Annotated in this window: 14 protein-coding genes and 1 other annotated feature; of the genes, 3 read left to right on the forward strand and 11 right to left on the reverse strand. The window is 44.9% G+C overall.

Annotation, left to right across the window (positions count from 1 at the left end; genetic code table 11):
* Positions 1-2: 2 nt before the first annotated feature.
* The 4 genes from H9659_RS04550 to H9659_RS04565 are packed head-to-tail and all read right to left on the reverse strand — an operon-like array spanning position 3 to position 3861.
* Positions 3-620: a phosphoribosylanthranilate isomerase gene (locus tag H9659_RS04550; RefSeq protein ID WP_191688741.1), complete on the reverse strand. Its 618-nt coding sequence runs from the start codon at positions 618-620 to the stop codon at positions 3-5.
* On the reverse strand, positions 617-1408 hold the full coding sequence (gene trpC / locus H9659_RS04555) for an indole-3-glycerol phosphate synthase TrpC (protein WP_191688742.1): 792 nt from the start codon (positions 1406-1408) through the stop codon (positions 617-619). Before trpC ends, H9659_RS04550 begins: the two co-directional genes overlap by 4 nt.
* Positions 1405-2436, reverse strand: coding sequence for an anthranilate phosphoribosyltransferase (gene trpD / locus H9659_RS04560; RefSeq protein WP_191688743.1), 1032 nt, complete (start codon positions 2434-2436; stop codon positions 1405-1407). The genes trpC and trpD overlap by 4 nt, the downstream gene beginning before the upstream one ends.
* Positions 2437-2484: 48 nt before the next feature.
* A complete protein-coding gene (locus tag H9659_RS04565; protein WP_191688744.1) occupies positions 2485-3861 on the reverse strand; it encodes an anthranilate synthase component I family protein in 1377 nt (458 codons plus the stop codon).
* Between the two features lie 74 nt (positions 3862-3935).
* Positions 3936-4176: a binding site (T-box leader), on the reverse strand.
* Between the two features lie 220 nt (positions 4177-4396).
* On the opposite strand from H9659_RS04565, the gene rluF reads away from it, so the two are divergent.
* Complete coding sequence (gene rluF, locus H9659_RS04570) at positions 4397-5101, forward strand: 23S rRNA pseudouridine(2604) synthase RluF (protein ID WP_191688745.1); 705 nt, start codon at positions 4397-4399, stop codon at positions 5099-5101.
* 190 nt (positions 5102-5291) lie between these two features.
* Here rluF and H9659_RS04575 read toward each other — a convergent pair whose 3' ends face one another.
* The 3 genes from H9659_RS04575 to H9659_RS04585 are packed head-to-tail and all read right to left on the reverse strand — an operon-like array spanning position 5292 to position 7573.
* On the reverse strand, positions 5292-6017 hold the full coding sequence (locus H9659_RS04575; protein WP_191688746.1) for an amino acid ABC transporter ATP-binding protein: 726 nt from the start codon (positions 6015-6017) through the stop codon (positions 5292-5294).
* A 14-nt stretch (positions 6018-6031) separates the two neighbouring features.
* The gene (locus H9659_RS04580; RefSeq protein WP_318240687.1) at positions 6032-6697 is read right to left on the reverse strand and encodes an amino acid ABC transporter permease; all 666 of its coding nucleotides are present in this window, start codon (positions 6695-6697) and stop codon (positions 6032-6034) included.
* 39 nt (positions 6698-6736) lie between these two features.
* The gene (locus H9659_RS04585) at positions 6737-7573 is read right to left on the reverse strand and encodes a transporter substrate-binding domain-containing protein (RefSeq protein ID WP_191688747.1); all 837 of its coding nucleotides are present in this window, start codon (positions 7571-7573) and stop codon (positions 6737-6739) included.
* A 290-nt stretch (positions 7574-7863) separates the two neighbouring features.
* On the opposite strand from H9659_RS04585, the gene mgtE reads away from it, so the two are divergent.
* On the forward strand, positions 7864-9270 hold the full coding sequence (gene mgtE, locus H9659_RS04590; RefSeq protein WP_225217645.1) for a magnesium transporter: 1407 nt from the start codon (positions 7864-7866) through the stop codon (positions 9268-9270).
* A 63-nt stretch (positions 9271-9333) separates the two neighbouring features.
* On the opposite strand, the gene H9659_RS04595 is transcribed toward mgtE, so the two are convergent.
* Positions 9334-9951 carry an NAD(P)-dependent oxidoreductase gene (locus H9659_RS04595; protein WP_191688748.1) on the reverse strand — a complete coding sequence of 206 codons (618 nt, stop codon included), beginning with the start codon at positions 9949-9951 and terminating at the stop codon, positions 9334-9336.
* Positions 9948-11468, reverse strand: coding sequence for a succinate CoA transferase (locus H9659_RS04600; protein ID WP_191688749.1), 1521 nt, complete (start codon positions 11466-11468; stop codon positions 9948-9950). Before H9659_RS04600 ends, H9659_RS04595 begins: the two co-directional genes overlap by 4 nt.
* A gap of 357 nt (positions 11469-11825) precedes the next feature.
* On the opposite strand from H9659_RS04600, the gene H9659_RS04605 reads away from it, so the two are divergent.
* A complete protein-coding gene (locus tag H9659_RS04605) occupies positions 11826-14246 on the forward strand; it encodes a sensor domain-containing protein (RefSeq protein WP_191688750.1) in 2421 nt (806 codons plus the stop codon).
* A 35-nt stretch (positions 14247-14281) separates the two neighbouring features.
* Here H9659_RS04605 and H9659_RS04610 read toward each other — a convergent pair whose 3' ends face one another.
* Entirely contained in the window at positions 14282-14890 is a 609-nt protein-coding gene (locus tag H9659_RS04610) for an SAM-dependent methyltransferase (protein WP_191688751.1), read from the reverse strand.
* 19 nt (positions 14891-14909) lie between these two features.
* Complete coding sequence (locus tag H9659_RS04615; RefSeq protein ID WP_191688752.1) at positions 14910-15848, reverse strand: magnesium transporter CorA family protein; 939 nt, start codon at positions 15846-15848, stop codon at positions 14910-14912.
* Positions 15849-15946: the final 98 nt, after the last annotated feature.

Genomic DNA, 15946 nt, shown 5'->3' on the forward strand with positions numbered 1-15946 from the left:
GCTCATCTCTCCTCACTTTTCAGCTTTACCGTTTCGATGAATTCACGGATCAGCTGTTCGTCTTTTCTCTTCTCAATCTCCACACCACTCGAAACATCCACCATTACCGGATTGACTTGTGCTATCGCTTTCCCTACATTTCCAGCATTCAAGCCTCCCGCCAATATGAAGGGGCGCTCCTGAAATCCTGCCGCCTTCAAGATGTCCCAGTTAAACGTAGTTCCACTTCCCCCATTGAATTCAACCCCAGGTGCATCAAACAATGGAGTTACATGATAGGCAGCTGCCCTATGTACATCATCTGCATCCTTAATTGAAAATGCCTTAAAAGCAGGCAGCCCTACCTTCTCGATGAACTCCGGGGTTTCATCCCCATGGTATTGCACAATGTCCAGTGGCACCGCCTCATAGATTTCATGAATTTCAGACGCGGTTGCATTGACAAACACGCCCACTTTCAGCACCGATTGTGGGATGTGGATTGCCAATTGTGCAGCATGGTCTGCAGATACTTGTCTGCGCGACGGAGCGAAAACAAAACCAATCGCGTCTGCATCTGCGTCCACTGCCGCTTGCACATGTCTCGCTTCCGTAAGTCCGCATATCTTCACCTTAGTCATTGGCCGCTTCCCCCAAGATCGACTTGCAGGGAGCGGATTGTCTGTTCAGGTGATTCACTTCTCATCAGTGTTTCACCGACCAAAACAGCTCCCGCACCCGCTTTTGCCGCGCGTTGTGCATCCGCTATCCCGCCGATTCCACTTTCACTTATGAGTACACGCCCTGAGTGGAAAGGGAAAACGGAAGCAACTTCTTCGGTTCTTGCAAGGTCCACTTGAAACGTCCGTAAATCCCGGTTATTCACTCCAATCAGTTGTGCGCCTGCTTCTAAAGCGCGGTTCAGCTCATCCGCATCATGGACTTCGACTAACACTTCCAATCCAAGCGCCGTTGCATATACACGTAACGCGTTCAGCTCTGCATCGGGCAGTGCTGCAACAATCAGCAATATTACGGAAGCTCCTGCTGCTGCCGCACGATCGATTTGAACGGGATGAATGATGAAATCTTTGCACAGCACAGGGATACGAACCGCCTCAGCTACTGCCTTTAAATCTTCAAATGATCCATTGAAGAATGATGTATCCGTCAATACAGAAACACACGCTGCTCCAGCCCGTTCGTATATTTCTGCTTGCTGAACAGGATTTACAGTCTCATGAATGATTCCTTTCGATGGCGAAGCGCGCTTTATTTCCGCGATTACTTGCAGTTGCTTCGCTTTCTTAATGGAGCCAAACAACGAAGGACGAACTGCGTTTGCTTGAGAAGTTTGAGCAACCGGTTCTGCTAGCAATCGGGATACTTCTTGTTCTTTCTCCCGTAATATTTCTTCCAGAATGGTCATGATGTCACCACCTTATTGGAACACTGTGCACTAAACGCAGTCACTTCTTCTAACTTACGCTTCGCCCGCCCTGAAAGAATGCTATCTTCGGCAAGCCGGACTCCTTCATGAACGGTTTTTACAATCCCGTCTGTAAATAATCCGATCCCTGCATTGAAGACTACTGTATCGAATTTCGGACTACGCTCACCATCCATGATTGAACGGATAATGGACGCATTCCGGACGGCATCGCCACCTTTGATCGCTTCAAGGCTAGCTGGTTTCAGCCCAACATCTTCCGCCGTTAGCGTAAACGGAATCAGATCTCCACAATCCGCGAGGACGAGTGTATTGCGTCCAGCCAGCGTAGCCTCATCAGGTCCCCCGGCACCCGCCACGACTACCGCCCGCTTCCGGTCAAGAATCGTCAGAACAGAAGCATATTCCATCACGAAATCCTTACGATTGATGCCCGTGTATTGTGCGTGGAGCGGAACTGGATTCGTCAGTGGACCGACTAGGTTAAAAATCGTTGGACTGCCAATTCGTCTGCGAATCTCTCCAATCCGTTTCATCTTCGGGTGGACGTTCGGAGCGAATAGAAATGAAATTCCCGTTAGTTCCATCATGGCCGCCGTTTCCGATCGTGTAAGATCATTCCGTATGCCTAGCTCTTCCAGTACATCATGACTTCCTGCAGCACTTGAAATCTTCCGGTTGCCGTGTTTAGCGACACGGACACCCGAAGCTGCCATGACAAAAGCAGACGCCGTACTAATATTAAAACTGTTTGAACCATCTCCGCCGGTACCACAGTTATCTATATAAGTATCTTCAGGAAATCCAGGCCGCACTGCATTTGCCGACATCACAGCAGCAAGGGCTGCCACTTCATCTGCGGTTTCGCCTTTTATCGCAAGCGACGTCAAAAATTTTGCTATTTCATTCTCGTTCGTTCGTTCATCGAACAGCAGCCCTGCAGCCCCTTCCATCTCTTGAAACGTCAAATTACAATTTGCTTGAATGGCTTCTATATAACTCTTCATATCTCATCTCTCCTCTTCTCTACTGTACTATTCTCTGTTTCTTCCACCTTATTGGCTCTTCTTTGTCAATCCGGTGAGCGATTTGGCTTTATTTACTGTCTCCATGAATTCCGAGTGTGGATTTGACGCTTCAACTATTCCAGCGCCTGACTGCACACTCACCTGACCATCTTTCACGACCATTGTTCTTATCGTCAGGGCAAAGTCGATATTACCGTTTAGACCGATGTATCCGATTGCTCCGCCGTATATACCTCTTGGTTCTTTCTCGATCTCATCAATCATCGCCATAGCTACAGGTTTCGGGCTGCCCGTGACCGTCCCCACCGGCAAACTCGTTTTTAGTGCATCCAGTGCGTGCAAGCCCGGCGCAAGAGTCCCCGTCACTTCAGATACAAGGTGCATGACATGCTCATATCTCACGGTTTCTTGGTATCCAGTAACTTCTACACTCGCTGGGTCACAGAACTGTTTCATTTCACTTTGGCTCAACTCAACGAGCATGTCATGTTCCGATAACTCTTTCGGATCTGCACGCAGTGATTGTTCCAGTTCTTCATCTTCTAGCACAGTCAATCCGCGTTTGCGTGTTCCTGCTATCGGATTCGTTTGGACGCGATTGCCATGAACGTGCACGAGACTTTCCGGAGATGCTCCAATGACAATATGATTATCAAACTCCATGTAATACATATACGGTGAAGGATTCCGCTCCCTCAACAGCCGATACAGTTGGAAAGGATCTCCTTCAATATCAGCGACCATCTTTCGGGACAGGACGACTTGCTCTGCCTTTCCTGCATGTATCTCATCGATTACTCGCTGTACGTTCGCTTCAAACGTCTGTTGGGATACAGCACTTCGATAATCCGATACCCTTATGTCTGTTTCTGCATCCGCATCACCGGTTAAAAGGATTGCTGAAAGTTCATCCAGATCGGGGGCCTGGTGGGTAGGATGAATTTCTGTATGCAATAATGTTACTTCACTGTCCTGATGGTCATATATGACAATCGTGTCGTACACATTAAAATTAGCATTTGGGAATTCAGCGGTTGTTCCGTTCTTATCTGTTCTCCCCGCTTCATACCCGAAATAGCCAACCGCTCCTCCCGTGAATGGAAATTCGCTGTTATCCGTCACCCGTGGCATGAGCCGTTTCAGCAATGTGAATAATTCCCCTTCATGAACAAACGACTCACCTCCAGAATAATTCGTTTCTTCCACACCATCCGGATGTCCTTTGTACGCTTTCAGAGGATTGGCACCTATGAACGAAAACCGTCCATTGTGCGTATGCCCCGAAGAACTTTCCAACAAAAATTTATGGGTGCCTTGCAATCTTTGAAAGATCAACAGGGGTGTCAACGTTTCTCCATTAAACCGACTAGCTGTGACTCGTAATCCTATTTTTTCAATTGTCATTTGACTCTCTCCCATCTCGAATTAGTTTAAAAAACAACAAAAAGTCCCCTGCATCCAGACAGTTAAGTCCGGTTGCAGAGGACGGAAAAATCCGCGTTGCCACCTCAATTGGAATACAAAAGTACCCCCACTTCATGTGCGTTCGATCAGCACTTCCCGTAACGCGGGAATGGCGTCCTTGAAAAAACCTGCAGGAGGTTTTTCACTAGGCTCTCATAAGTCCATTCACACCACTAGACAGGTCGGTTCTCACCAGCCACCGACTCTCTGGATCTGTCTGATGCGATGCTACTCTTCTTATTTCAATGATTTCTCAGCTATGCTCTTCTCTTCTCTTCTCGTCTCTGCTCTCCGTGGGCGGTGTCGCTCCCGACACCCACTACCCATCTGAAAGTTGTCTCCAATCTTACATACTATCGAAGCCACTGTCAATCATTATCTTTTCTGAATACTATATTTAAAATTACAGGCTTTGATTGGCAGCTAAAAAGAAGCTACAATAAAAAGAAATAGCAATCAGACAAGGTGGGACCTTATGCGTATTAACAAATTTCTAAGTGAAGCAGGCATCACGTCTCGGCGAGGTGCTGATAAATGGATAGAAGCAGGCCGGGTCGTCATTAATGGAAAAACTGCTGAACTCGGCAGCAAAGTCGAAGACGGTGATTTAGTGGAGGTAGATGGAAAGCCTGTATCCGTCGAAGAACAACTCGTCTATCTGATGCTGAACAAGCCGGTAGGAATCACGAGCACAACAGAACGGCATGTTGCCGGAAATGTCGTCGATTTCGTCAATCATCCCCTCCGCATCTTCCACATCGGCCGGTTGGACAAAGATTCGGATGGTTTGCTGCTGCTTACGAATGACGGAGACATTGTGAACGAAATCTTACGGGAAGAGCACGGTCATGAAAAAGAATACATCGTCACGGTCGATCGGCCCATTACCGATCAATTCGTAAGGGAAATGGAACAAGGAGTTCCCATTCTCGATACAGTGACCAAACCTTGTAAGGTGCGCAAGCTAGGGTCTCGAAAGTTCAATATTACGCTCACACAAGGGTTGAATCGCCAAATCCGCCGAATGTGCACGGCACTTGGCTATAATGTCGTCAGCTTACGGAGAATGCGCATTATGAACTTGACGCTTGGCAACCTACCCGTCGGTCAGTGGCGGGATTTAACAGATGCGGAGCGAAATGGACTGTTCAAGGAACTGAACTATACTCCCAAACGATGAATAAACCTCTATCCCGGCGGTCGTAACGCCGTGGATAGAGGTTTTATATTACATCCTGACAGTATTGATGTGCGCTTCAGGCGGACGCGTTCCGAGGGGTTCAATTTTCGCTCCGGAATTGCCGCCTTACGCTCCAATCATAGGGCGAGACATATCACTTATCTTACTATTAACAAGTCTTTATACCCTTTTAAACATTCACCATTTCCAGGAATTGGCGGGTTCTTTCGTTTTTGGAGTGATTGAAGAATGTGTCGGGATCTGCATCTTCGATGATGACGCCTTCGTTTAGCATGATGACCCGGTCTGCAACTTCTTTGGCGAACTTCATCTCATGGGTAACGACTACCATCGTCATCCCTTCGTCCGCCAAATCTTTCATAACTTGCAGCACCTCCCCGACCAGCTCAGGGTCAAGCGCGGACGTCGGCTCGTCGAACAACAAGGCTTTCGGTTCCATCGCAAGGGCTCGAGCAATCGCCACGCGCTGTTTTTGGCCCCCCGATAACTTATTTGGATAGACATCTGCCTTATCAGACAGACCCACCTTTTCAAGAATTTCAAGAGCTCTTGTTTTGGCGGTGGTTTTGGCTACCTTTTTGACCATGATCGGTGCTTCCATGACATTTTCAAGCACCGTCTTATGAGGAAATAAGTTGAAATGCTGAAATACCATTCCGACTTCAGCCCGCACTTTTGCAAGATCATCCTTCTTTTGATTCACCCTTTTTCCGTCGATCGTTATGACGCCTTCATTAGTTAGTTCCAAGAAGTTGAGGCATCGGAGGAAGGTACTCTTCCCCGAACCACTGACACCGACGAGAACGACCACTTCGCCTGGACGAACTTCCATATCGATCCCTTTCAGCACTTCAAGTTTTCCAAATGACTTATGAACGTTTTCCGCTTTAATCATCGTATCTGCCCCCATTATTTATCCACATCCAATTTGTTCTCATACCACTTCAGTAATGCAGTGAAAATCAGGACAAGAATAAGATAGTAAAGCCCGACTACGAGAAACGTTTCAAATTGTTTGAAGTTGGATGCAGCAACCCGGTTGGCAACACCGAACAGTTCAGATACACCGATTACATAGACTAACGAGGAGTCTTTCAACGTAATGATGAACTGGTTGCCTAGTGGCGGAATGGCGCGTCGCAATGCTTGAGGGAACACAATGCGTCTCATTGTCTGAGACCTGTTCATCCCTAATGCAAGGCTCGCTTCCCGCTGCCCCCGATCGATCCCTTGAATCGATCCGCGGAAGATTTCAGCAATATAAGCTCCATTATGGACACCTAGAGCAATTGCACCCGCCCAGAAGTTTTCCAGTATGATGATCGATGTGATCCCGAAGTAGAGGAACATGATCTGTACAATCAATGGGGTTCCGCGAATCAGAGTAATATATAAATTTGCGATTGTCTGTAATATTTTGGAGTTGGAAATCTTCATGAGTGCAAAGATGATTCCAAGAATAGTACCTATCACTACTGCGATCGCTGTAATTTCAATGGTTAATAGACCTGCTTCTAAAAAACCTTTGTAGGTTTCCATAAATACGTTCTTAAAGGTTACAAATAACTCAGGCACCGGCACACCAACTTTCCGTTAAATAGGTGGGGAGTTCACTCATTCTAATAACTCGACACCTTCCAAATCAATGTCAAGAAGGTCGCGACCGAACCACTTCTCTGAAATTTCTTTGTACGTTCCATCATCGATCAATTCCTGAAGTGCCTTATCCAGTGCTTTTGTCAATTCCGGATTCTCCTTATTCACCGCAATCGATGGTTGTTCCACCCACATCGGCTTTCCAACTTCTTTCACTTCAAATCCATTATCGATTGCTTCAAACCCTACGATATCTGCCGTGATCACCGCATCGAGACGACCTTCCACAGTCAAATCCTTGAGCGCTACTACATCACTGCTGTAATACTGGATGTTATCGGATAGTTCTTTTGCAGGTGCTTCGTACGTGGATTGTGCAACGACACCTATTTTTTTGCCGTCAAGATCATCTGGACCTTTGACCTCGTCATTATCTTTAGCAACAAAGATCATTCCTCCAGAGTAGTAATAAGGCTCCGTGAAATCTGCCTGTTCTGCACGTTCCTTTGTATAAGCCATCGAACCGATGATGGCATCAAACTTTTTACCGACTAACCCTTGTAAGATTGTTTCAAATGGATTGGTTACAGGATTCGGTTCAAGGTCCATCTTTTCAGCTAGTGCATTTCCAATTTCAATATCGAAACCAGTCAGCTTTCCGTCTTCTTCAAAACTGAATGGCTTGTATACACCACTTGCAGCAAATGTGAATTTCCCTTTCTTCACCAAGTCATAGCCGGCTTCCCCAGATTCACCAGCACTACCAGATGACTTGTCATTGTCCTCTTTACCGCATGCAGCAAGTAACAATAGCGATGCAGCAAGCATCATTACTATCATCTTCAATTTTCCCATTCTATGAAACTCCCCTTTTGTATTAGCCAATCGGCTATTTTTTGTACTCCCTATTGCACTTTCCCTAGTAGAATTCATTTAAACATGAAAATTGAAAAAACCGTAATAAAACTGTAATATCAGTTTTCTTTTTTCAGATCATCTCCCTTTTCAATATTAGTTGTTCTATTAAAACACAAGCAAACAGGAAAGTGAATTATTATTTTATTTAACGCATAATTATTCAAATAGTATTGAATTACTTACTCTTTGTTTCCAATTCCTCCAGATAGGGCATAAGGGTAATAAGTTTGAACAATAGTCGAGGTGATGACATGGGTTTGTTTCAGAAAGAAGATAAGAAAGAGACGTTGGATAAGGTACAGTTGGAGAGAGCAATCATTCGAGTTCTCAATGAAGGAAAGAAAGAGAAGTTTCAGGAAATCATCCATGCACTAGAAAAATACGAGATTGCCTCCCAATACAAGGAACTTCCTAGAAAACGGAGATCACTCTTTCTAGAATGGCTTACCATTCAAGAACTGACCGATTTGCTGCGCTATCTCAGTAAGGACGAGCAGCTTTCTGTACTAGAAAGGATCGGGCCAGATCGTTCTGCTGAAATATTGCACAAGATGCAAAATAACGATTTGGCTTTTTTGTTGACGGGGCTTTCCAAGAGCAAAATCGATGACTTGATTGCTAAAATGCGGCGTGAAGAATTGGAGTCCATTTTGCATATCATGGATTACCCTCCGAAAACGGCCGGTCGGGTCATGACGAACCGATACATACCCATCTCTCCGCAAGTCTCAGTCATCGAGGCGGAGCAGAAACTTAAAGCATTCGAAAACCTTGCTCACTTCATCAACTACTTATATGTAGTGGATGAAGAGAAGCGACTGATCGGGGTTGTGACTTTCCGGGATTTACTGCTTGCAGATGATCATCAGCTTGTCTCTGATATTATGAGGACGGAACCGATCCAAGTCGACGTCCTTACGAAGCAAGAAGACGTTGCCAAACTGATTGGAAGATACGATTTCGAAGCGGTCCCTGTCACCACAGGTGACAATATTTTAGTCGGAACCATTTCCGGTGATCAAGTGCTCGACATCGTCGTACGTGAAGCAGACGAAGACATCGAGATGCTGCTGGCTTCAGGTAAATCCATAGACTTCCGGACGAAACCCTTTGTAGCGGCTCGTCGCAGATTGCCGTGGCTGATTTTACTTTTGTTTATAGGTTTGGTATCCGGCAGCATCATTTCAAAGTTTGAAGAGACATTGAACGCAGTGGTCGCACTCGCCTTTTTCATGCCTATGATTGCAGGGATGACAGGGAATACGGGTACGCAGTCGTTAGCGGTTGTCGTACGCGGACTGGCATCTGAAGAAATGACTTGGAAAAAAACACTTAAGTTAGTGGCGCGGGAAATGGTCGTTGGAGTTACTATCGGTATAACATGCGGCTCTCTTATCGCCATCATTGCGTACTTCTGGCAAGGAAGTATGGTACTTGGCTTTGTTGTCGGGATCTCCCTGCTAGCAACACTCATTATAGGGACTATCGCTGGCACAGTTATCCCTCTGCTTCTCAACAAATTCAACGTTGATCCAGCCGTTGCTTCGGGACCTCTTATTACTACATTGAACGATATACTTTCATTGCTGATCTACTTCGGCATCGCAACGATGTTTTTAGAACAATTGAGTTAACGGAAAAACCCCGCTCATCCCTATACTTATGGGATGCGTGGGGTTTTCGTCATACTAGGAGCCTTAGTATGCAATTCCGACACGAGCATGCAGGTGATTACATGCAATCAGCTCATGTGCTGCAAAGTGTGCGGTATCTCCGGTGGAAATTTGTTTGCCTTCCAGGGGTAACCGGTTATCTTCCGTCCGGTAAATCCCTGTGGGTTCACCATCCGGCAAATAGGTAGGGCATATAATTGTCCAGTCCAAGTTGGAAGCGGACAGTGCACGATAGGCTGCATCGTGTTCTTCTGCAGCTGCGGTCAATTTACGATTGGAATCTCCCGCTTCATAACGAAGTTGCTCGGGGTCAATCCGGCTCTGCAAAATTCCAGCAGTACCTATTGTAAGAATCCGCTTGATCTTTTCATCCTTCATTGCCTGGATCATATGAGGGATTGCCTCACTCAAAGTCGTTGTTTTATCTGTTCCGAGAGCACTCACCACTGCCTCACTTCCGAGGATTGTCGTGGCGATTGCAGCTAACTCTTTGGCGTCCCCCTGAATGACGGTCAAGTTAGGGTGGACAGGCAACTTTTCAGGGTTTCTGGCTAACGCTGTAACGTGATGTCCATCATCTAGAAATTTCGTTAACAGAAGCGAACCGACACGGCCTGTCCCTCCGAATAGTGAAATCCTCATGATTGCGTCACTTCTTCCTTCGACTCCCGCATTGTCCCAGTTTCTGATAAGCGGATGTGCCAGCTCAATGCTTTCTCAAGAATGTGAGGGGTATGTCCACCGCGAAGTGCTGCTTCTTCATAGTACGCCCATAGTTGCTGACGATACGAAGGGTGTGCACACCGGTTAATAATCAGTTCTACACGTTCTTTTGGTGCAAGTCCGCGTAAATCTGCATAACCTTGTTCGGTGACTAGGATATCCACGTCGTGCTCCGTATGATCGACATGCGAAACAAATGGTACACAGCTTGAAATCGCGCCCTTTTTTGCAAGAGACTTCGTCACAAAAATCGCCAAGCGAGCATTACGGGCGAAATCCCCTGACCCGCCAATCCCATTCATCATTTTAGTTCCAGTCACATGTGTCGAGTTGACGTTTCCGTAAATATCGAATTCAAGAGCTGTGTTAATGGAAATCGTACCGAGTCGGCGAATAATTTCTGGGTGGTTCGAAATTTCTTGTGGGCGCATAACAATTTTCTCTTTATAGAAAGGAAGGTTATTCCTTAGAATATCCATACGTTCTTCAGTTACAGTAATCGACGTACACGAAGCCGATTTCACTTTCCCGGCGTCAATAAGTTCGAACACTGAGTCTTGAAGCACCTCTGAGTAGACTTCCAAATTTTCAAATTCGGAATCCAACAATCCATGGAGGACTGCATTCGCTTGTGAACCGATCCCCGATTGCAAAGGAGCTAACTCTTTCGTTAACCGGCCTGCAGCGATTTCAGATCTTAAGAATTCAAGTAAATGTCCTGCCATTACTTCCGTTTCTTCATCCGGCTGGTCGATTGTCGAGAACGAATCGTATTCTTCCGTTAACACAATCCCGATGATCTTGTCAGGGTCGACAGGAATTCCATACGTTCCAATGCGTTCATCCGGATGCATCAAAGGAATCGGCTCACGATCCCCTAATACCCCCGGATCGTAAATATCGTGCACGCCTTCCCATTCTTCAGAGTGCGCAACATTAATCTCCACAATAATGGACTTCGCATGTTCTGCAAAAATCAACGAGTTCCCAATGGAAGTAGTAGGGATAATCGATCCGTCCTCCGCAATCGCAACCGCTTCCAAAACAGCGATATCCACTTGTGGCAAAACGCCTCCGCGTATCAGTTCAGACGTATTCGATAAATGATGATCGACGAATAGCAATTCCCCGTTATTAATGCCCTTCCGCATTGTTGCGTCGGCCTGAAACGGGAGCCGCTTATTTACAATTCCAGCTTCCGTAAAGAGTTTGTCAATATCATGACCTAGAGAAGCCCCTGTAAATACATTCACTTTGAAAGAATCTTTTTGAGATCGTTTCACAAGTGCTTCTGGAATGGCCTTCGCATCGCCTGCACGTGTAAAACCACTTAACCCAAGTGTCATTCCGTCCTGGATCCAAGATGCCGCCTCTTCTGCAGTAACCACTTTCTGTTTCAAAGATTCCCGTCTAATTCTGTCTAACTGTCCGTTCATATCCGACAGCTCCTTAATGTAATAGTAATAAAATACTTTCTGATCTTTCTGTGTAAATAGGTTTATGTAGACCGATATAATCTTTGTATGACTGTTCTTCTTCCTAATGATACCTTCGCCACCAATTCCCTGCAACCTGTCTGAAGTTGTGTCTAAAAACCGAGAACTATCCGTATATTACAATATTGAATATGTTCACATTCCAAAAATACTAGAAGGTCTAAAGATACAGTGTTATAATCGAACCATGATTACTAGGCATTTTTGCTCACTCACATCTTTGGAATTTTCATAAACGCTCAAACCATTACCCGTCCTATGTGAAATTCACCTAGTACAAGAAAGGATTCTGTGACTATGGTGTTAACAGAAGCTCAAAACATCCCATCACTGACACGACTTCTAGATGAAAAGTTCTGTGTGTCCATAACAGATACGAACGGTATAATTACTTACGTCAATAAGCATTTCTGCGAACTGACTCAATATAGTACTGAGGAGCTAATTGGTAATACGTATCAAATCCTATCCCCCGGTCATGATCCTCAGATGGTATACGATGAGATGAATCGTTCAGACGATGAAGAGCTCATTAAGCAGCTGATCGTAAAGGGGTTTACGAAAGACTCAACTCCTTATTGGGTCCAAGCTACAGTTGTACCCGTTGTCAATGAAGACCAAGTGACAACCCACTATATTTCCATTGACTCGGACATTACGGAAGAACGCCTGACCTCACAAAAATATGATGCTACGTTAAAAGAGCTGAATAATCTAGAATCCGCATTGGACCATTCCTCTGTAATTGCGGCCACAGATGCAGCAGGTGTCATTAAGTACGTGAATTCCAAGTTCTGCGAGCTATCCAAGTACTCTAAAGAAGAACTATTAGGCAAAACACATCGGCTGATTAATTCCGGACATCATCCGGAGGCATTCTTCAAGAACATGTGGAGTACCATTAGAAGTGGCGAAGTGTGGCGGGGAGAAGTGAAAAACCGTGCCAAAGATGGCTCTTTTTATTGGATGAACACCACGATTGTCCCTTTTTCAGATGATAGTGGAACGCCTTATGAATACATCTCAATCCGCACGGACATCACTGCCAGAATCGAAGCGGAACAAGCATTGGAAGCCGCATTAAAGAACGACTTCCGAACAACCGTGAAGAACTTGCAAAATGCCATCTTCAAATATGTTGCAGATGATAACGGACGGATTTTAATCACCTTATTGGAAGGACAAATTTGTGAAAAATTAGGGCTGTCGAGTACTCTATTAAATACTAGGGGGGAATCCAACCCCTTCAGCCAGACGGAGCTCCAACAACTGCGTCCCTATGCCTATGCAGCTCTCAATGGTGAGCCTTGCCAATTCGAGCTCGACTACTTGGACCATTCTTTTATCATTTACTTGTCTCCAATATGTGAAGATGGAACCGTAATCGAAGTCGTCGGTACATGTGTCGAAATTACAGACCGGAAAAAGGCTGAGAAGCTGGTGGAACATATGGCTTTTTATGATGCGCTAACAGGACTTCCGAATCGGAGATTGTTTAAATCGGAAGTTAACGAAACCATCACGCAGGCTGAAAACGGCTTTTCGATTCTATATTTAGATTTGGATCGCTTCAAGAACATTAACGACTCTCTCGGTCACTTCATTGGTGACGAAGTATTGAAAGCCGTAGCAAATCGGCTCTCCCTTTGTCTTGGACCGAACGATTTAGCATGTCGTCTTGCTGGCGATGAATTTGTCCTAATGATCAGAGAGACTGATCCAGCAAAAGTCAAAGAAATCTCGCTGCGTATCATCGAAGAAATCTCGAATGCCTATACATTTTCATCGATTGAAGTGTACATCACTCCGAGTATCGGCATTAGCCGTTTTCCAATGGACGGTGAAGATTATGACACGCTTATGCGGCATGCCGATACAGCGCTATTCCTTGCGAAAGACCAAGGAAAAAGTACCTACTGCTTATTTACGCAAGAAATGAACAATGACATGATTGAAAAGACATTGCTTGAAATGGATTTACGGCAAGCTATCAGTCGTAACGAGATGGAACTTCACTACCAGCCTCAATATGATATGAAGACAGGCCGTATGACAGGTGTAGAAGCGTTGGCACGGTGGAATCACTCCAAAAAAGGACTGATCTCACCTGGTCAATTCATACCCATTGCAGAAGAGAGTGGAATCATTCTTCCAATCGGATTATGGATACTGGAAACGGCCTGTAAACAAGCAAAACAATGGCAAGAACAGGGATTTCCGAACATACGAATGAGCGTAAACGTTTCGATTCGTCAGTTCAAACAGCCTGCCTTCATCAACAATGTACTCAAAGTTCTACAGAAGACTGGATTAGACCCTTGTTATTTAAATATTGAAATCACCGAGAGCATGACGACGGACGTCGATTATTCACAAAAGATTTTGCAGCAACTGCATAACGAGGGGATCCACGTCAGTATCGACGATTTTGGTACAGGGTATTCTTCCCTGAGTTACTTAAGTAAATTTCCGATCACCCATTTAAAAATCGATCAAGTCTTTTTACAAGACCTTAGCAGCAGCAATACTGCGATTATTAAAACCATTATCGATCTTGCTAAGAATCTAAGCATCGACGTCATTGCAGAAGGCGTTGAAACAGATGAACAGGCATTATTTTTAAGCACGCTTCGCTGTGATGAAGTTCAAGGATTCCTATATTCCCGTCCTTTACCGAAGCATGAAATTGAAAAGCTGCTACAAACTGTTCCTGTATAACAAGCCAGCCCACCTAGTGATGGTGGGCTGGCTTTTCATGATTCATATCGATAGATCAAAATACGTTCATCCTCATTGTCAATCGATAAAGCAGGGATCGGCAATTCTTCTATCCGTTCAAAAGGAGTCTGTTCTTCCAAAAAGTAGACATATGCCGTTGTGGGATAATAGAGGATGACGTCTACCTGTCGCTTATGAAGTTCAACAGATTCTAACACATTGTGAATGACTGTCTGGAAAACCTCCACTGAAAACGGGTTGAAAAAGTAGAAAACATTCTGTCTAGCTTGAATCTCATACATTTCTGCAGTAGTTTGTTCAAATTCAATAGAACCTCGAAAACGTTTCTGTGTAGCTCGAAATTCAGCGAGATTGAAAAACGCCTCTTGCAGCAATCGTCCGTTCAAGTCGACGCCTGTGACTATACATCCAAAACGATACGCGCTATAGATTGGAACTCTCCCTTTGCCGCATCCGAAATCCACAAGATGATCCGTTGAACGCAGCGGATAGATTTCAAACAAGGCATCCAAGACACTGTATGGTGTTGCTTCATAGCGGTTATAGTGCGCTGAGCTCTGTAAAATTTCAATGGTTCCTTCCGTACGGATACGTAGGATTTTGTCCATTTCTTGGTCCGTCATTTCTCACCCTCCGTTACGGTCACTTAAAAATGGATTTGTTCGACTTGGTTTTCAGAATCTCACCCATCCACCCCTTCTTTTTCAAATAAAAGTAAAGTCCCAATGTAGTAGACAGAATGACAGTGAGTGCAAAGGCATAACCATGTGCCCACTCGAATTCAGGAATGGATTTGAAATTCATTCCCCAAATCGCCCCGAATACAGCAGCAGGGGTAAAGATCGTTGTAATGACCGTGAGTGTTTTCATAATTTCATTTCCCCGCTGATTAGATACGAGGCTCTCCATGTCGGTCAATGCTTCCACTTCTTGACTGTACTCTCTAATAAGTATCCTGATCCGTTTTATTCTTGTACACAACCTCTTGTATTCAAGTGCGCCAAGTTGTTCACCATCGAACGTCTCTTCTAGCGTCATTTGAGTCTCGACTAACGGGATGACGAGATTATTCCAAATAATCAACTCATGTCTGCTTTGAGCAATGCGTTCTAGTAACTCCATATTATTATTATCTTTTATGTCCCAAATCATCTCTCTTAGTCGATATTCAAAATGATCAATCTGCTCAAGAAATTTGTGCAACACTGCATTAAGAAGCACAACAAACGCTTGAAGGGCATTTTCAGAGTCGTTCAGCTTTTGTTCCATTTCTGCACGCGCTTCTTCCGGGAACAACTTCTGATCCAGATCTGACGTCAACAGTGTATCTTTCGTAAGGAAAAAAGAAAATGTTCGATTGTCATTTTTACTTTGCATGCTTTGTTCGTATGTGAGTCTTCCCCAAAGCGCCTCTTCATCTGGAACAGCGGTTGAGTTACCGATAACGTCCTGTTTGTTTTTTTCAAGGGTATCCAGCCACTTACTGCTCATATGCGATTGTTTGGAGAGTTCGGTTTTCAAATCGGTCTGCTGTTCGACCTCAATCCATTCCCAGTTATCTTGCTTATACGAAAAGTACACACCGAGCCCTCTCTTTCCGACGGTTCTTTTACTCTAGTTTACCTGTTCTTCCTAGTGAAGCAAACTTGGGAAGAGATGATTTACTTCCAAGAAAAACG

Source organism: Sporosarcina gallistercoris (assembly GCF_014836415.1).
Lineage (GTDB): Bacteria > Bacillota > Bacilli > Bacillales_A > Planococcaceae > Sporosarcina > Sporosarcina gallistercoris.